Annotated in this window: 17 protein-coding genes and 1 pseudogene; 10 read left to right on the top strand and 8 right to left on the bottom strand. The window is 49.5% G+C overall.

What is annotated here, in order from left to right; translation table 11 throughout:
* Positions 1-61 precede the first annotated feature (61 nt).
* Complete coding sequence (locus tag LCD46_12040; GenBank protein UOY68847.1) at positions 62-1678, top strand: peptide ABC transporter substrate-binding protein; 1617 nt, start codon at positions 62-64, stop codon at positions 1676-1678.
* A 59-nt stretch (positions 1679-1737) separates the two neighbouring features.
* On the opposite strand, the gene LCD46_12035 is transcribed toward LCD46_12040, so the two are convergent.
* From LCD46_12035 to LCD46_12020, 4 genes are all read right to left on the bottom strand, one after another.
* Positions 1738-2301: a DJ-1/PfpI family protein gene (locus tag LCD46_12035; protein UOY68846.1), complete on the bottom strand. Its 564-nt coding sequence runs from the start codon at positions 2299-2301 to the stop codon at positions 1738-1740.
* A 218-nt stretch (positions 2302-2519) separates the two neighbouring features.
* The gene (locus tag LCD46_12030) at positions 2520-2660 is read right to left on the bottom strand and encodes an Ecr family regulatory small membrane protein (GenBank protein UOY68845.1); all 141 of its coding nucleotides are present in this window, start codon (positions 2658-2660) and stop codon (positions 2520-2522) included.
* Between the two features lie 74 nt (positions 2661-2734).
* On the bottom strand, positions 2735-3967 hold the full coding sequence (locus LCD46_12025; GenBank protein ID UOY68844.1) for a sensor domain-containing diguanylate cyclase: 1233 nt from the start codon (positions 3965-3967) through the stop codon (positions 2735-2737).
* A 92-nt stretch (positions 3968-4059) separates the two neighbouring features.
* Positions 4060-6189, bottom strand: coding sequence for an EAL domain-containing protein (locus LCD46_12020; GenBank protein ID UOY68843.1), 2130 nt, complete (start codon positions 6187-6189; stop codon positions 4060-4062).
* Positions 6190-6645: 456 nt separating this feature from the next.
* Between LCD46_12020 and LCD46_12015 the strand changes: the two genes are divergently transcribed.
* Complete coding sequence (locus LCD46_12015) at positions 6646-7800, top strand: methyl-accepting chemotaxis protein (GenBank protein ID UOY72949.1); 1155 nt, start codon at positions 6646-6648, stop codon at positions 7798-7800.
* Between the two features lie 33 nt (positions 7801-7833).
* Here the strand turns inward: LCD46_12015 and LCD46_12010 are convergent, their stop codons facing one another.
* Positions 7834-8964, bottom strand: coding sequence for a membrane-associated sensor domain-containing protein (locus LCD46_12010; GenBank protein ID UOY68842.1), 1131 nt, complete (start codon positions 8962-8964; stop codon positions 7834-7836).
* 197 nt (positions 8965-9161) lie between these two features.
* Here LCD46_12010 and zntB point away from each other — a divergent pair, with 197 nt between their 5' ends.
* The 3 genes from zntB to dbpA all read left to right on the top strand — a co-directional run bounded on the left by zntB (position 9162) and on the right by dbpA (position 11989).
* On the top strand, positions 9162-10145 hold the full coding sequence (gene zntB / locus LCD46_12005) for a zinc transporter ZntB (GenBank protein ID UOY68841.1): 984 nt from the start codon (positions 9162-9164) through the stop codon (positions 10143-10145).
* Between the two features lie 272 nt (positions 10146-10417).
* A complete protein-coding gene (locus LCD46_12000) occupies positions 10418-10588 on the top strand; it encodes a hypothetical protein (GenBank protein ID UOY68840.1) in 171 nt (56 codons plus the stop codon).
* A gap of 27 nt (positions 10589-10615) precedes the next feature.
* Complete coding sequence (gene dbpA / locus LCD46_11995) at positions 10616-11989, top strand: ATP-dependent RNA helicase DbpA (GenBank protein UOY68839.1); 1374 nt, start codon at positions 10616-10618, stop codon at positions 11987-11989.
* Between the two features lie 42 nt (positions 11990-12031).
* Here the strand turns inward: dbpA and ttcA are convergent, their stop codons facing one another.
* The 3 genes and pseudogenes from ttcA to LCD46_11980 form a co-directional block, all read right to left on the bottom strand.
* Entirely contained in the window at positions 12032-12967 is a 936-nt protein-coding gene (ttcA, locus tag LCD46_11990) for a tRNA 2-thiocytidine(32) synthetase TtcA (protein ID UOY68838.1), read from the bottom strand.
* 38 nt (positions 12968-13005) lie between these two features.
* Positions 13006-13298: pseudogene (locus LCD46_11985) on the bottom strand (tyrosine-type recombinase/integrase).
* A gap of 40 nt (positions 13299-13338) precedes the next feature.
* A complete protein-coding gene (locus LCD46_11980; protein UOY68837.1) occupies positions 13339-13623 on the bottom strand; it encodes a hypothetical protein in 285 nt (94 codons plus the stop codon).
* 262 nt (positions 13624-13885) lie between these two features.
* Between LCD46_11980 and LCD46_11975 the strand changes: the two genes are divergently transcribed.
* The 5 genes from LCD46_11975 (at position 13886) to LCD46_11955 (ending at position 17214) form a co-directional block, all read left to right on the top strand.
* Complete coding sequence (locus LCD46_11975; protein UOY68836.1) at positions 13886-14230, top strand: DUF1294 domain-containing protein; 345 nt, start codon at positions 13886-13888, stop codon at positions 14228-14230.
* A 95-nt stretch (positions 14231-14325) separates the two neighbouring features.
* Positions 14326-14781 carry a VOC family protein gene (locus tag LCD46_11970; protein ID UOY68835.1) on the top strand — a complete coding sequence of 152 codons (456 nt, stop codon included), beginning with the start codon at positions 14326-14328 and terminating at the stop codon, positions 14779-14781.
* Between the two features lie 10 nt (positions 14782-14791).
* Entirely contained in the window at positions 14792-15340 is a 549-nt protein-coding gene (locus LCD46_11965) for a GNAT family N-acetyltransferase (GenBank protein ID UOY72948.1), read from the top strand.
* A gap of 125 nt (positions 15341-15465) precedes the next feature.
* Positions 15466-15915, top strand: a complete 450-nt coding sequence (locus LCD46_11960; protein ID UOY68834.1) for a hypothetical protein — start codon at positions 15466-15468, stop codon at positions 15913-15915.
* A 267-nt stretch (positions 15916-16182) separates the two neighbouring features.
* Positions 16183-17214, top strand: a complete 1032-nt coding sequence (locus tag LCD46_11955) for a methyltransferase (protein ID UOY68833.1) — start codon at positions 16183-16185, stop codon at positions 17212-17214.
* Positions 17215-17289: the final 75 nt, after the last annotated feature.

Raw genomic sequence — 17289 nt, 5'->3', positions numbered from 1 at the left:
TCTTTTTCGAAACAAATAATTACGCATCTGCTTGTTATCTGAATTCATTAAAGGGGATCGTATGAAGCATCCTGTCTCGCGTCTTTGTGCTGCACTATGTCTGTGCGGACTCTCAACACTCTCGTACGCTGCTGATGTGCCACAGGGCACGGTACTGGCGCAACAACAGGAGCTGGTCAGACATATTAAAGATGAGCCTGCCTCGCTCGATCCGGCAAAAGCGGTGGGGTTGCCAGAGATTCAGGTGATTCGCGATCTCTTCGAAGGACTGGTTAATCAGAATGAGAAAGGGGAATTAACTCCCGGGGTAGCGACGCGCTGGCAGAGTAACGATAACCGTATCTGGACGTTCACCCTGCGTGATAACGCCAGGTGGTCTGACGGTTCCCCGGTCACCGCGAAGGATTTTGTCTACAGCTGGCAGCGTCTGGTCGACCCGAAAACCACCTCTCCGTTTGCCTGGTTTGCAGCGCTGGCGGGTATCAACAACGCCCAGGCCATTATTGACGGTAAAGCGGCACCAGACACCCTGGGCGTGACGGCGGTGGATGCCAGAACGTTACGCGTCCAGCTGGACAAACCGCTGCCGTGGTTTAGCAACCTGACGGCAAGCTTTGCGTTCTATCCGGTGCAAAAAGCCAACGTTGAAAGTGGTAAGGAATGGACGCGTCCAGGAGCTCTGGTTGGAAATGGAGCATACGTTCTTAACGACCGCGTGGTGAATGAAAAACTGGTTGTCGTTCCAAATACGCATTACTGGGACAATGCAAAAACTGTCCTGCAAAAAGTGACGTTCATTCCAATCAATCAGGAGTCGTCTGCCACCAAACGCTATCTGGCGGGAGATATTGATATTACCGAATCGTTCCCGAAAAACATGTATCAGAAACTCCTGAAGGATATTCCGGGGCAAGTTTATACCCCGCCTCAACTGGGTACCTATTATTACGCGTTTAACACGCAAAAAGGTCCGACAGCGGATGCCCGCGTTCGTCTGGCGCTGAGTATGACCATCGATCGCCGCATTATGGCGGAAAAGGTATTAGGGACCGGTGAGAAGCCAGCATGGCATTTTACCCCAGACGTGACGGCGGGCTTTACCCCAGAGTCTTCACCGTTTGAGCAGATGTCACAGCAGGAGCTGAATGCTCAGGCAAAAACCTTGCTGCAGGCTGCGGGTTACGGTCCTCAGCGCCCGCTGAAATTGAATCTGCTGTATAACACATCCGAAAACCACCAGAAAATCGCCATTGCGGTGGCGTCCATGTGGAAGAAAAATCTTGGTGTGGATGTCAAACTGCAAAACCAGGAGTGGAAAACCTACATTGATAGCCGCAACACCGGCAATTTTGACGTAATCCGCGCCTCATGGGTCGGTGATTACAACGAACCCTCGACGTTCCTGTCGCTGCTGACGTCAACTCATACCGGTAATATTTCGCGTTTTAACGATCCGGCTTACGATAAAATTGTTCACCAGGCGACGCTGGAAACGACGGCGAAAGCGCGTAACGCAGACTACAACATGGCGGAGAAAATCCTCATGGAAAAAGCGCCTATCGCACCTATCTACCAGTACACCAATGGTCGCCTGATTAAGCCCTGGGTGAAAGGGTATCCCATCAATAACCCGGAAGACGTGGCATACAGCCGTACGATGTATATTGAGAAGCACTGACGTATAGCCATCAGCTAAGCGAAACTGGCGCTAAGCTGCGCCAGTTTTTACTTACCGCACTATTCTAACAATGCATTAAATTTTGCCAGCCACTGGGGATGTGCAGGCCAGGCGGGAGCAGTAACCAGATTGCCGTCCACATGTGCCTGATCGATGCCAATATTCGCGTAGTGTCCGCCGCTGAGACGGACTTCAGGGGCACAGGCCGGGTAGGCGCTACAGGTACGTCCTTTCAGAATGCCAGCGGCAGCGAGCAATTGCGGGCCGTGGCACACGGCGGCAATCGGTTTACGCGCGGCGTCGAATGCCTGTACCAGCTTCAGCACGTCATCATTTAACCGCAGATATTCGGGGGCTCTCCCGCCGGGGATAAGCAGTGCGTCGTAGTCCTGCTCTTTTACTGCGGAAAAGTCGGCATTGAGCGTAAAACGGTGACCGGGTTTCTCGCTATAGGTCTGGGCACCGTCAAAATCATGGATCGCCGTCATGACATAATCGCCCTTTGATTTATCGGGGCAGACAGCATCAACCTGGTGACCAATCATCTGTAAAGCCTGAAAGGGCACCATCGTTTCGTAATCTTCGGCGTAATCGCCAACCAGCATCAGGATCTTCTTGCTCATCATTCCTCACCTCTGCGAATAAAGATGATTAAGATATAGCCTGGTATGGCTGAAATGCCGGAAATAAAAAAAGCCCGTCAGAGAACGGGCAACATAAGCAAATGATTTAGTGATTCGTTATCAACGTTACTGGATGATAACGCCGCGTATTTTACGTGGCGTTAAGGGATTCAGGTAGCTAACAAATTCGGTAGGTGAAACAATAAATTAAACGTGTGTTATGGCGTATCGAAAGTGGGGTAGAGGCTGTTTTCCAGAAATTCTACCAGGTACCAGATTTCACCGCTAAAAATAAACCAGAAACCAAATATAATAAGGCTCAGAATAATTAAGGTGAGTATTATTTCTGTTTTACTCATTGAAGACGTTACCCACCGCTATTCGGTTTATACGAGGCGGGCATTGTAACGGGGCTTTCCTGGATACTCCAGTTTCACGCTGCAAGGACCTTGTTGCGTCCATCATTTTTGGCGCGATAAAGCGCATCGTCCACACGCTTAAACAGGTCATCAATACTCTCACCCGGGGTATGTCGCGCCACGCCAATGCTGACGGTAAACCGAGGTAAGCCCGGGATAGTGATGCGGGAAACAGCAGAGCGGATCGATTCGGCAATCAGCAAAGCGGTTTCGAGGGATGTACGCGGCAGCAGGATGACGAACTCTTCACCACCCCAGCGGAACACCAGATCATCTTTCCGGCCACAGGCTTCCAGCGTTCGGGAGAGGGCGATAAGTACTTCATCACCTTTCAGATGACCAAAGAGATCGTTAATGTTTTTAAAATGATCGGTATCCACTAGCAGCAGGCTAAATTGCTGTTGCGCGGGAAGATGATTCTGGCTGGTTTGATCGATAAGGGTGTAAAACTGCCGACGATTGAGCAGACCCGTCATGGCGTCACGCGAGGCAGCGTGTTCCAGCTCTTGCTCCAGCCTTTTTTGCTCGGTGATATCGTGGATGATGCACAGCATGAGCTTGTCACCGTAAATCTCAAGAGGCCCGGCATACGTCTGAACATGACGAGTGGAACCATCGGCAAGACGGTGAACAAAGTTGAGAGGTTTATGACCACCGGGCAGTGCGGCAATTTCGGTCATAATGGGTATAACATCTCTTCCAAGAGTATTTATTTCCCAGGTATGTTTACTGCACATTTCATCATGTGAATAACCATAAAAATTGAGTGCAGCCAGGTTTGCATCGACGATTTGGCCATCGCGGGCAGGATCGATTAACAGCATCGGTGCGCTGTTGGTCAGGAAAAAGCGTGCGTAAAACCCCTGTTTTTTGCGCCGGTAGGTTGCAGAACGGCTGGCTTTCAGCCCGGAGACGATTTGCGAAGAGATCCCTTCGAAAACAATCACATCACCATAGGGTGCGTAGTGGGCCAGCGAGAGTCGACAGCTCAGTGGAGCATCTTGTCCATCCCGCTTAATGGTCCAGATTTCGACGATCTCCTGCTCCGTTTTGAGTTCAGAAACGTACATCGACAGCACAGTTTGCGCACTCGCGGAATAAATTCCTTTGCGTAAATCATTCAGTGTTTTGTCACCCATTACCTGAGCTGCGGCCACATTTGCAAAAATGATCTGTTCCGAAACAGCTGAAATAAGCCACACGGGTGTTTTAATTACATTCAGCGCATCAAAACCATTTTGCGACATAGGCATTTCCTGTTCATCGGCACATTGTGCCTGACAATCATGATCGGATTGACTCGTGTGTACTCTTTTGAAACATACTCTACTTAAACTCGTCAGGCATGATTTTTTTGTGAAATAAATACGTGTTCTGAATGAATTTTACCAATTGGTATAATTTGTTTGTCTGAGTTCTTCTGCAACAGCAGCCACGGCACCTGTTCGGCAGGTAAAGGACGGGAAAAAAGGAACCCCTGCAGATAATCGCAGCCGAGGCTGGTCAGTACCGCTTGCTGCTCTTCTGTTTCGATCCCTTCTGCAACCACATTCATCTCCATGGTCCGCGCAATGTTGATAATGGTTTCCACCAGCTTGCGGCTTTTTTCATTTTCCAGCATCGACATCACAAAACTTTTATCAATTTTGAGCTCTTTTGCCGGAAGAACGCTCAACATCAGCAGGTTTGAATAGCCAGTCCCGAAATCATCAATCGAGACGGTGATCCCCGCTTGAGTAAACGCATTGAGTAACTCGATACTGCGGTCGAGATTTTTAAGCGCGGTACTCTCAGTCACCTCAAGGATCAGCCGGGAAGGAGACAGGTTATATTTTTCCAGCATCGACGATACGATATAGAAGATGTCTGGCTGTTCGAACTGAACAGGGGATAAGTTGAATGACAACGTCCACTGGCTAAAACCTTGTTCAGTCCAGAAATGAAGCTGTCGGCATGCTGCTTCAATTGCCCAGTTGCCAACCGGAATAATTAAACCTGTTTGTTCCAGCGAGGGTAAGAACAGATTAGGCAGCAACACCCCTTGCTCAGGATGGCGCCAGCGGAGAAGCGCTTCAAAACCGTGAATCGTTTTCTCTTCGGCATGCCAGGTTGGTTGGTACCAAAGTTCAAACTGATCGCGTTCAAGTGCCTGGGTGAGTTCCTGCAAAAAGCCAGGTTTAGCCGGAACCGCCGTCGACATTTCAGTCCGGTAAATAGCCCAGCCATTACGGCCATCCTCTTTAACGTGATGTAAAGCCGCATCCGCCTTCAGTTTAAGTTCATGCAACGTTTCTCCATCCTGTGGGTAGAGGCTAACCCCCGCGCTGACGGTTGTACTTAACGTGTGTCCACAGATTGAAAGAGGACGACGCATATCCCCGAGTAACGTAGCGAGCAGAGCATTGAGTTTGTCGTCGTCGCATTCTGGAACCAGTAAGATAAAGGCATCCCCTCCTAGTCTGGCCAGGGTCATCTCACGCGTGAGTCGGGCCGTGATGCGTTGTGCAAGCGTGATTAACAACTCATCACCGACATTGTGACCCCAGGTATCGTTGACGCGTTTGAAGTGATCGACATTCAGGAAAATCACGGCAAATTGCTTGTTGCTGAGCAACGCGCTGCGCAGACAATCCTGCATGCGAATATCCATCTGGTGGCGGTTGGCGAGTCCAGTGAGTGCATCAAAGCGAGCCTGTAGCTCTAACTGGCGGTTGAGTTGTCGAAGATTTTCCGTCAGGCGATTGGTGCGCCAGTGAGAATCTACAAGCGAGATAATAAGCATTACGCCGAGCAGGGTGAGCGTAGTGACCGAAACCCAGATAGACAATCCCAGCTCGCTGATCCCACCGGGGAGGGTATGTGACATTTCATGAAAATGCGCGGCACTCATACCGGTATAGTGCATCGCACAGATGGCGGCGCCCATAATAAAGGCTGCAAGAATGCGACTGACAAAAACCCCTTTGTGAATATCGCGCAGCCGGAAAGCCAGCCACAGGGCAACGCCGGAAGCAACAACGGCAATCAGCACAGATAAACCCACAATACGCCGATCCCAGACGATGCTGCCGTCCAGCATCAATGCGGCCATACCGATGTAGTGCATAGACACCACGCCCGCACTCAGGATCACCGTGGCGAAGAACAGTCGAAAGGGAGAAAGTTTTTTGCCGGTGACGGCAATATTAATGGCCACGGACGACGCAACAACTGCCGCACCCAGAGACGCAAGTGTTAACCAAAGGTCGTAGCTCATCATCATTGGCATTTGCATCGACAGCATGCCGATGAAGTGCATTGACCAAATCCCGATGCCCAGCGTGACGCCTCCGGCAATGCGCCAGAACATTGCCGCCTTGCGGCTGGAAAGGGGGATTTTCCCGGCGCTGTCCAGAGCGACAAAGGAGGCGATAAAAGCCACCAGATAAGAGATGGCGATGAGTACAGGGTCCCACGATATATTGAGCATTATGCAATCCCACTCCTGAGAGGGTTACCGATTTCGCCTGCCGGGCACATCTCTATCTGGCAACGAACATGCGCATTAAACAATATTAGTTATTTATCGTGAAAAATGGCCAGTCATATTAAAACTCTAAAAATAGTAAGGAATATAAAATATATTCCATTTATTAATCTATGTAGCATTGCTAAACAAACAGGAATAACTATAGCAAAGCTCCTTAAATATGAGGCTAAAAACAACCTCTCACCGCAGGGGATGGTATCGCTTAACGTGGCAGGAGACCAGTATCGCAGCATGCCACGCAGAACATTTTTACTAATACACTCTTTTTATCTGACTTAAGCTAAATCTCAGGCAGCTATCGGTAAAACAAAAAACCGACGGTGTTTGTGAGGACAAAGTTCAGAGCCGATGCTATAAGTCTAAATGCCGACCAAAATATAAAACGTGGGTATAATCATGCTAAGAAATATTAGTGTCAGAACCTTCATTGTCTGGTTTCTTTTTTGTCTTTTTTTGGTTAATGCAGGTGTCGTTGTTCTATTTTCCAGCAATGTCTCACTTTTCGTTTCACTTAATTTATTAAATTTCGTTGCGCTATTTTTACTTTGGGGCTACATGACAAAGTATCTTGTGACACCGATCAATACTGTGAAAAAAAGTATTGAAGACGTGACCGCAGGCAATCTTGGCGTGTCTATTCCTGAGTTTGGTAATAACTGTGCAGGCAGATTAATCCCGGGGATTAATAGCCTCTCCAGCAACATTGCCACGCTTGTCCGGGAGATCAGGGCATCGTCGCAAACCGCCATGACGTTATCGGATCAACTCTCTTCCCGAAGTGCGCAGCTCTCGGTGAAAACGGAGCAACAGTCTGCATCTCTGGTGCAAACTGCGGCCAGCATGGAACAGATGGCCGCGAGCACTAAAAACAATGCCGATAACACCCGGCTGGCGAGCGAACAGGCGAATGTGGCGACGTTACAGGCTCGCAAGGGAGGAGAGCTGATGGGGCAGGTCGCGACTAATATGCAATCCATTACCGAATGCGCACAGCAGATGACAGAAATCATCTCGCTCATCGATGGTATTGCGTTCCAGACGAATATTCTGGCGCTTAATGCGGCCGTCGAGGCGGCGAGGGCGGGAGATCATGGAAAAGGTTTCTCTGTGGTTGCGGAAGAGGTAAGAAACCTCGCACACCGCAGCGCGGAGGCCGCGAAAAATATCAAAGCGCTGATTGAAGTCACCAGCACTAACGTCACTCAGGGTGTCACTGTTGTGTCTCAGGCAGAAAAGAATATGCATGAGATCGTGGCGGGGTCGGGAAAAGTTAGCCGGTTGATGGACGAGATTTCCACGTCCACATCAGAGCAGGAGAAAGGCATTTCTCAGATCACTCTGGCGTTGTCCGAGCTTGAACGGGTCACGCAAAGCAATGTGGCGATGGCTGAGGAACTCAATGGTTCATCTGATGTGTTGCGTAATCAGGTGATCGAACTGCAGACGCGCACACGTAACTTCCGGCTTAATAATAACGATGAGGCAGACATCACGTTCTCATCACATGCGGGCAATTTGTCGTTCCACCCGCGACCCGGTCACTCCCTGTAACGGAACAAAAAAGCCTGGTACGCCGGGCTTTTTTTATGCTTCTACCCAGCGATTACGTCCCTGCAGCTTCGCCATATACAGGGCTTTATCCGCACAGCCAATGACCGATTGGGGCGATTGCCCGTGTGTCCAGAGCGTCAGCCCCTGGCTCACCGTTACGTGAGGATTGACTGGGGAGAGGGCGTGAGCGAATGCCTGGCTTTCCAGCATGCGGGAAATGCGTTCCGCAGTTGATCGCACCGTGCCGGCATCGGCCTCGGGGAGTAAGACCATAAACTCCTCGCCACCCACCCGGCCTACAATGCCTTCGTTTTCACGGCTCGCAGATTCAAGTACACCCGCAATCATGATCAGACAGCGATCCCCTTGTTGATGCCCGTAATGGTCGTTGTAGAGTTTAAAATGATCGACATCCAGCATAATCAATCCAAATCCTTTCCCATCCTGCTGATGGCTGGCAATTTCCTGATCCATACGCGCTTCAAAACTTCGACGGTTGGCTAACCCGGTCAACGGATCTTTGCTGGCGAGCAGACCTAGCTGATGAATAAGATCGGCGTTTTCTTGTTCACGTTGCAGCGCAAGAATAAACCAGCGGTTAAGGATCCGTCTCCCGGATTCAATTAAGCCTGCCAGTAAGACCCATTGCAGCGCGCTCAGGACGGTGAGCTGAGTGGGGTGAAACAGTGTGGTAACCAGAATGGTCACCCACACAGGGATGATAAAACTTAATAGCACTCTGGGGTCGAAATAGAGGGAAATGAGCGACGCAAACAGTAGGAGTGCAGCGAACGGGAAGATGATCCGAATATCTTCACTGGTGATTAATACGTAAAAGCACGTCGCCCAGCAGAGGCTTAATCCGACAACAACGCCTTTGGCCAGGCTTCTGAGCCAGGGAGCGTTTTGCAGCGGTGCCATTCGTAGTATAAAGAGTACGCCTGCCGAGAGGGTAAGAATGATAACCATCATGCCTTCCATCAATCCTGCTGGATGAAGGGAAGGTGTTAACACCCCAATCGGAGCAAAATAACGTCTCCCCAGGATGAACAGCGAAAACAATATGTTCACCCACAGGAACCAGGTCATGCTGGTTTTTATCGCGATTGCGCGCATTTCTGCCAGGCGCAAATCGAAGGCGACGCAGTTCTTTTTTATGGTCACGCACTTACCCCAGCATCTTTTTAGAACAATCCAGCAGCATTTCTTTAACTCTAATGATTTGCCTGCGACTGTCTACAGGAACCTGTTGCAATACGCTCAATTCCTGAGCGATTTCAGCGCGATGCCGCATATAGTTGTTGCTTAACCCCTGATGAAAGCTAGACTGACATCGAAAGAGCTTAAAAGGCGGAGGCGCAGTGGAGAGCATTAAAGGATCTGAACTTAACGTTCCTGACGCAGTTTTTGCGTGGGTGCTGGATGGGCGCGGCGGTGCCCGACCGCTGGAGGATAGCGATGTCATTGATAACGAGCATCCTTGCTGGCTACACCTGAACTACACCCATCCGGACAGCGCTGACTGGCTGGCTTCGACGCCGCTCTTGCCTAACAATGTGCGCGATGCGCTGGCGGGAGAAAGCCTGCGACCTCGCGTGAGCAGAATGGGAGACGGAACGTTGATTACCCTGCGCTGCATTAATGGCAGCACGGATGAACGTCCCGATCAGCTGGTTGCGATGCGCGTCTATATGGATGATGGTCTGATTGTTTCCACCCGTCAGCGTAAAGTCCTGGCGCTGGATGACATTGTTAACGATCTGAAAGAAGGTACCGGGCCGATCGACTGTGGCAGTTGGCTGGTGGACGTCTGCGACGCCCTTACCGATCATGCGAGCGAGTTTATCGAAGAGCTGCACGATAAAATCATCGACCTGGAAGATAACTTGCTCGATCAGCAGATCCCACCGCGTGGATTTCTGGCGTTATTGCGTAAGCAGTTGATCGTTATGCGTCGTTATATGACACCCCAGCGTGACGTATATGCCCGTCTGGCAAGCGAAAGACTGACCTGGATGAATGACGATCAGCGACGCAGAATGCAGGATATCGCCGACCGGCTGGGCCGCGGGCTGGACGAAATTGATTCCTGTATCGCCAGAACGGCAGTGATGGCAGACGAAATCGCCCAGGTGATGCAGGAATCCCTGGCGAGAAGAACCTATACAATGTCCCTGATGGCGATGGTATTTTTGCCCAGCACGTTTCTGACCGGCTTGTTTGGTGTGAACCTGGGGGGAATTCCGGGGAATGCCTATCGCTACGGCTTTACCGCTTTTTGCGTCATGTTAGTTGTTGTGATTGGTGGTGTTGCATGGTGGTTACATCGCAGTAAATGGCTGTAAATTTACGTTTTTTTCACGTTTTACGCGGTTCAAAACGCTCTTTTAATTGAGCGAAGTCAATAAACATCTACCCCGTAAGGTGCAATATTACTCCCGCAGGTGAATGCAACGTCAAGCGATGGGCGTTGCGCTCCATATTGTCTTACTTCCTTTTTTGAATTACTGCATAGCACAATTGATTCGTACGACGCCGACTTCATAGTCGGCTTTTTTTTGCCTCCTGTTTCCCAGCGTCTACCCTAAGAAGAGTACGCCTAAACCTGGAGGGAAATATGAGCATGCCATTGTTACAGTCCATTCCGACCGGCCCAACCCCCAACGATCCCGTACCGATGCCCGATCCCATCCCGCGTCCTCAGCCGATGCCCGACCCGCCGCCAGATGAAGAACCGATTAAAATGTCGCATCAAACCGCGAGATCTGCGAGGATACGCGCCATCTGACTGCGAAGATGACCACGAGAGATTATTGTGACTGCTTTTTCTACCCTGAATGTTCTGCCCGCCGCCCAACTCGACAACCTCAACGAGTTGGGTTACCTCACGATGACGCCGGTTCAGGCGGCGGCACTGCCCGCTATTCTTGAGGGCCGTGATGTACGCGTACAGGCGAAAACGGGCAGTGGGAAAACAGCGGCATTCGGTCTTGGCTTGTTGCAACATATTGATGCCGCGATGTTTCAGACCCAGTCTCTGGTATTATGTCCCACCCGTGAACTGGCAGACCAGGTCGCGGGTGAACTGCGTCGCCTTGCGCGTTTCCTGCCAAATACCAAAATTTTAACCCTCTGCGGCGGACAGCCTTTCGGTGCTCAGCGTGATTCGCTCCAGCATGCGCCGCACATTATTGTCGCGACGCCAGGTCGCCTGCTGGACCACCTGCAAAAAGGCACCGTTTCGCTGGATGCGTTACAAACGCTGGTGATGGATGAGGCAGACAGGATGCTGGATATGGGCTTCAGCGATGCGATTGACGAGGTGATCCGTTTCGCTCCGTCCGATCGCCAGACGCTGTTGTTCTCTGCCACATGGCCGGAAGCCATCGCCGCCATCAGCGGCCGCGTGCAGAAAAATCCGCTTACCATTGAAATCGACAGTGTTGACGCCCTGCCAGCCATTGAACAGCAGTTCTTTGAAACTTCGCAGCAGGGAAAAATCCCTCTCCTGCAGAAATTGCTGAGCCAGCATCAGCCTGCATCCTGCGTGGTGTTCTGTAATACCAAAAAAGACTGCCAGTCAGTCTGCGATGCGCTAAATGCGGCGGGGCAGAGTGCATTGTCGCTGCATGGCGATCTGGAGCAGCGCGATCGCGATCAGACGCTGGTCCGTTTTGCCAACGGCAGCGCCCGTGTACTGGTTGCGACCGACGTGGCGGCGCGGGGGCTGGATATCAAATCGCTTGAGCTGGTGGTGAACTATGAGCTGGCGTGGGATCCTGAAGTCCACGTCCATCGTATCGGCCGTACGGCGCGAGCAGGAAACAGCGGCCTTGCGATCAGCTTCTGTGCGCCGGAAGAGGCGCAACGCGCCAATATTCTCTCAGAAATGCTGCAGATTAAGCTGAACTGGATGACCCCACCAGCCGGTGTCAGCCTCGTGCCGCTGGAGGCTGAAATGGCGACGCTGTGCATTGATGGCGGTAAAAAAGCCAAAATGCGTCCAGGCGATGTATTAGGTGCGCTGACAGGAGATGTGGGTCTGGATGGGGCGGATATCGGTAAGATTGCGGTGCATCCGTCACATGTTTATGTGGCGGTTCGCCAGACGGTTGCGCATAAGGCCTGGAAACAGCTGCAAAACGGGAAAATTAAAGGGAAAACCTGCCGCGTTCGTCTGCTGAAGTAAAGGATATAGCGTCTCAGAATCTCTTTCTGAGACGCTATCATTTTATTTCACTTCGAGTACGTTCAGACGCAGTTCTTCGAACTGATTGTCATCTTCTTCTGGCTGCCAGCCAGCAGGCTGCATAGGGATCTCTTCCCGATCAAACGCCAGATCGCCGCCATTCACCACGTCTGATTCGTGGTTGATACCTTTGAAGTCGAACAGCTCAACATCCGCGAGGTGGGACGGCACAACGTTCTGCATCGCGCTGAACATGGTTTCGATGCGACCCGGATAACGTTTGTCCCAGTCACGCAGCATGTCGCCAATCACCTGGCGCTGCAGGTTCGGTTGAGAGCCACAGAGGTTACATGGAATGATCGGGAATTCTTTGGCCTGAGAGAAACGCTCAATGTCTTTTTCGCGGCAGTAGGCAAGAGGGCGGATGACAATGTGCTTGCCGTCATCGCTCATCAGTTTTGGTGGCATGCCTTTCATCTTACCGCCGTAGAACATGTTCAGGAACAGTGTCTGCAGGATATCGTCGCGGTGATGGCCCAGCGCAATTTTGGTTGCGCCCAGTTCCGTTGCGGTGCGATACAGAATGCCGCGGCGCAGACGGGAGCAGAGAGAGCAGGTGGTTTTCCCTTCCGGGATCTTCTCTTTCACAATACCGTAGGTGTTTTCTTCAACGATTTTGTACTCAACGCCCAGCTTCTCCAGATATTCCGGCAGAATGTGCTCCGGGAAGCCCGGCTGTTTCTGGTCAAGGTTGACCGCCACCAGGGAAAACTTCACCGGCGCGCTTTGCTGAAGATTACGCAGGATCTCCAGCATCGTGTAGCTGTCTTTACCCCCTGACAGGCAAACCATAATACGGTCACCGTCTTCAATCATGTTGAAGTCTGCAATGGCCTCGCCCACGTTACGGCGCAGTCGCTTTTGCAGTTTGTTCAGGTTGTATTGCTCTTTCTTTGTATTTGCTTGATTTTCTTGCATGTATTACTACCTTCGGAGCCAATAGGGGCAAAAATTTTTCAGCGCGCGAGCTTATCGTTAAGCATCAGCACCTGTTCGCCATTCATTTCTTCAATCCACGCACCGTAGACTTCATAAACCATTTGCGCGTTTTCATGCCCCATCTGGCTGGCTATGAAAGACGGTTAGCGCTGACAGATAAAAGCCAGCAGGCAAAAGTATGCCGCGTATGGTACGGATTCCGGCGGCGAATGCCAGCACGTTTTACAGCAGCGTTAAATCTGGCGCCGATACTTGATAAAGAGTAGTAGGCCTTCTGTATGCCCTTGCGCATCCTGGGCATGAAAACAAATCGCAGGCTCTGGCAGATCGCTTCGCCAGTGGCGAGACTTTTAGTATCCATGGAAGAAGTAGCGAATCTTCAAGCCGATAAACTTCAACACTGGCCAGACATAATGCTGGATGAAATATAGGGCAGGTGGAACAACCAATGCCGCACCAGCTGCGCAGATTGCGTATACTGCCGAGTCTTTTGCAATTAATGAATAATTTAGGTTAAGTGTTTCAAGGTTAATTGCATTGGTTGTACTGGAACCTACAAATCCAGAGCCAAAAACAACCAGGAACACATAAAGTGATGCTGTTATGAGCTTTAAAATTAGCCGAATGTATTTCACGATGAACACCTGCTGAATGAATCCCCCTTTTTACACATAAGCAACGTGTTTAGCTAGCTCATGGTTTACGTTGTTCTAAATGGTATTCTGAACTTTACACCCGAACCCACAAAGGCTGGCTGTGTTGACCTGTTCTCGCGCAAAGTTATTGGCTGGTCAATGCAGCTCCGGATGACAAAAGATAAATAGCCTGAGCCTGATACATACGTGATATCGCGTATAATGCTTCTTCAAAATCGCTTAACATCCACTGGCTTGTACTATGACTCTCAATCGTTTTTGTTATTTACTCCTGATCCTCGCTGCGGTCGGCAGCATTCTTACCTCGTATCCAGTGGTGATGTGGTTGCTGCTGATCAATGTACTGACGATGGTTATATATGGCGCAGATAAAATGGCGGCGCGTAAAGGTATGCGCAGAGTTCCGGAAGCGACGTTGCTGGTATTTGGTGTGACAGGGGGTTGGCCCGGGGCCCTTTTGGGGCAACAACTCTTTCGTCATAAAACCCAAAAGCAGCCATTCAAAACGTACTTTTTTATCAGCGTTATCATCAGCATCGCTGTGATGGCCGCGGCTTACCATTTCTCTCCTTTTACATCTTCATGAGTGCTACTCATGATGAGTGAAATGCCTGTTGACATCAAGTTAACTTGAACTTTTAAGATGCCTGCCACAGGTTGAAAAAGGAGTAACATCTTAAAATGAAAGATATTGATGTCGGTTTTACACATGTCGCGTTCATGGTCAGGGATCTTGAGAAGAGCATTGCTTTCTATCGTCGTTACGCGGGTATGGAGATTATTCACTCCCGTGAACCCGATATTCCTGATGCCCGTAAAGTGGCGTGGCTAAGCGACCATACCCGTCCTTTCGCCCTGGTGCTGGTACAGGCAGATAACGTAACCGATACTCCGCTGGGCAACTTTGGTCATCTGGGCATTGCCTGCGCCACCCGTGAAGAACTCGACAGGAAAACGGAGATGGCAAGCGCTGAAGGTGTGTTAAGAAAAGCGCCGGAAGAGCTGGGTGATCCCGTCGGTTACTATGTATTTTTTGCCGACCCTGACGGTAACACGTTAGAACTGTCTTTCGGTCAGCGGGTTGGGCTTGAAGCAATCCGAACGGCTCATCCAGAAAGTAAAGATAACGGGATATAAGAGAGAAATAATGGAATACAGATTGCCATTACAAACCTCGCGTTTGTTACTGCGTCCACTGGCATCCGCCGATTTGCCGGAAATTTCGTGCTACCGCAACCAGCCTGAGGTGGCCCGTTTTCAGAGCTGGGATCGTTTTACGATGCAGGATGCGGAGAAATTATATGCTCAGCAGAACACCCTTGCGTTTAACTGCGATGACACGTGGTACCAGATTATCGTTGAACGGCAAATGGACGGGGCTGTGATTGGGGATATTGGTGTTCATTTTTTTGACGAGGGCATGCAGGCTGAACTGGGTATGACCTTTGATGTGAAATATCAGAATCAGGGTTATGCCCGGGAAGCTATCAATGCCATAATCACGCTGCTATTTACGCACTATAACAAGCACCGGCTTATCGCCGTTGTGGATACACGCAATATTCGCGCTGCAAACCTTTTGCAAAAACTCCATTTTCGACGGGAAGCCCATTATCGGCAGAACATCTTTTTTAAGGGAGAATGGGGTGATGAATATTGTTATGCCTTGCTGAAAGAGGAACACCTCCGGCATTAACAGAGCGTCAAAAGTTACTCAATACAGACACCAGCACCGCTAATAGTAGTAGGTTTATTCTCAATAGCTTGCTGTTTTTTGCACAATCTGAATAATAAGTGCAACAACACATAAGACAACATCCCATGAAAATTCAATCTATTACACTGGCGGTGCTGGCATTCATTGCTACACCTGCCTGGTCCGCGTTTCAGGAGCGGGAATATAATACATGGTATATAAAAAATGCCGTTCTTTATGACATGACACAAACTTCAGAGGGTTTTCCTGTCATGGTGAGTATATCCCAACCGGAGCGGCGGTCTGCCAATCTGCTGGTGTCCTATATTTCTGAAGGACAATGTGGTGGAGACAGGAAAGAGCTTAACGTCAATGGCAAAGCACTGCCTGCGCAATATCACTGTGTTCAGGTGGGCCAGAGCAAAATTGAACATTTTTCTGTGATTGATGCTGATAGTGTTAATGGCATGGTGACGCATCTTAAGTCTGATTTCACCATACTGCTACAAAACGACATAAAGGTATGGGCGGCAAATATTAAAACACCAAAATACGGACTGACACCCAGATTCTAAATACTGAAATCCCGTCTTTTTACGGGGTTTTAGCAATCGCCAATAATTATTTCCTCTATAATAATTTCATTGTTTTATTACTCCAAAAAATGATAAGTGGACTTGTTTTTTTACGTATTGAAAATTCTGTACTTAAAGCGATACGAAATTGTATGAGTTAACTTTGCTAAATATTCTTTTCATGATGGATAAAGCTCACTTTCAGTCTTACGCTTGCTAACAGCTTTTTAGTTGTTCAACACGTCTGTACTGGGTAAGGAGCAGAAAATGACACAGCTTAATAGTCTGGATTCACTCAGCCGTAAAGAAGGGATGTGTTTATTAGAGCAAAGTATGGGTTTTGTCTGGCAGGCAGCACTTAGGGCAGTTGCGGTGTTAGGCGTCGCGGACCATCTGATCGAAGGAAAAAAATCAATTAAGCAACTGGCCCTGGAGCTTAATGTCGATCGCGACTATCTGCATAGAATCATGCGATTATTATCCTCCCGTGGGGTGTTCAACGAATTAACTGAAGACGAATACAGTCTTAGCCATTCAGCAAAATTCCTTTGTTCTGAGTATGAATTTTCCTTGCGTTCAGCGGTACTTATGCTGACCGATCCCACTTTCTGGCAGCCAGCGTCCAGAATGGATGAAATATTACAAGGTAAACCTGTTTTCAATGAATTGTTTGGTAAGCCTTTTTACGAATACTGGCAGCATGATGACACGGTTACGGGCAGCAATATTTTTCATGCCGGTATGGCATCTATGTCATCCGTGGAAAATGAAGTCATTGTGGATTGCTATGCGTTCCCTCATCACGCCGTCGTTGCAGATATCGCCGGGGGACTGGGGAATTTATTACTGGCTGTTTTACGTCGAAATCCAGGCCTTACCGGGATCCTTTTTGACCAAAAGGATGTGCTTGCGCGGAACCGACTGCATTTGCTGAATGACGATCGCCGGGGGAGGACGGTAGAGGGTAGCTTTTTTGAGACCTGTCCTGATGCGGATATTTATCTCCTTAAATACATCTTGATGGATTGGCCAGACGCGAAAGCCGTTCAGATACTACAGTGCTGCAGAAAGGCAATGAAAGAACGTTCACGATTATTGGTTTTTGAACCCCTTATCAAAGACGAAAATAATGAGCAGGGACGGTATGAGATTGACCTGCTTCTTTTAACAAGCTTTGACGGAGGGCGGGCAAGGGCAAAATCTGAATATCAGAACTTGTTTGAACAGGCGAATCTTAAGTTAAATACAATAATAAATACCCGCTCGTACCTGTCGATACTGGAAGTCGTACCTGTTTGAACCGCTTTCATGGTATTAACAGAGCAGTTGAACACCATTCCGTTTTAACATATTCCTGCTACGCTTTTCTGTTGT

Source organism: Enterobacter ludwigii (assembly GCA_023023105.1).
GTDB lineage: Bacteria > Pseudomonadota > Gammaproteobacteria > Enterobacterales > Enterobacteriaceae > Enterobacter > Enterobacter adelaidei.
The sequence above is the reverse complement of the archived record's forward strand: the minus strand, read 5'-3'. Positions and strand labels throughout refer to the sequence as shown.

What these genes read in the sequence shown, in the direction of transcription:
- LCD46_12030 (UOY68845.1), bottom strand. Translation starts at nt 2,660, where the DNA reads ATGAGTAAAACAGAAATAATACTCACCTTAATTATTCTGAGCCTTATT.
- LCD46_11955 (UOY68833.1), top strand. Translation starts at nt 16,183, where the DNA reads ATGACACAGCTTAATAGTCTGGATTCACTCAGCCGTAAAGAAGGGATG.
- LCD46_11965 (UOY72948.1), top strand. Translation starts at nt 14,792, where the DNA reads ATGGAATACAGATTGCCATTACAAACCTCGCGTTTGTTACTGCGTCCA.
- LCD46_12040 (UOY68847.1), top strand. Translation starts at nt 62, where the DNA reads ATGAAGCATCCTGTCTCGCGTCTTTGTGCTGCACTATGTCTGTGCGGA.
- LCD46_11970 (UOY68835.1), top strand. Translation starts at nt 14,326, where the DNA reads ATGAAAGATATTGATGTCGGTTTTACACATGTCGCGTTCATGGTCAGG.
- LCD46_12035 (UOY68846.1), bottom strand. Translation starts at nt 2,301, where the DNA reads ATGAGCAAGAAGATCCTGATGCTGGTTGGCGATTACGCCGAAGATTAC.
- LCD46_11975 (UOY68836.1), top strand. Translation starts at nt 13,886, where the DNA reads ATGACTCTCAATCGTTTTTGTTATTTACTCCTGATCCTCGCTGCGGTC.
- ttcA (UOY68838.1), bottom strand. Translation starts at nt 12,967, where the DNA reads ATGCAAGAAAATCAAGCAAATACAAAGAAAGAGCAATACAACCTGAAC.
- LCD46_12025 (UOY68844.1), bottom strand. Translation starts at nt 3,967, where the DNA reads ATGTCGCAAAATGGTTTTGATGCGCTGAATGTAATTAAAACACCCGTG.
- LCD46_11960 (UOY68834.1), top strand. Translation starts at nt 15,466, where the DNA reads ATGAAAATTCAATCTATTACACTGGCGGTGCTGGCATTCATTGCTACA.
- LCD46_12015 (UOY72949.1), top strand. Translation starts at nt 6,646, where the DNA reads ATGCTAAGAAATATTAGTGTCAGAACCTTCATTGTCTGGTTTCTTTTT.
- LCD46_12020 (UOY68843.1), bottom strand. Translation starts at nt 6,189, where the DNA reads ATGCTCAATATATCGTGGGACCCTGTACTCATCGCCATCTCTTATCTG.
- LCD46_12000 (UOY68840.1), top strand. Translation starts at nt 10,418, where the DNA reads ATGAGCATGCCATTGTTACAGTCCATTCCGACCGGCCCAACCCCCAAC.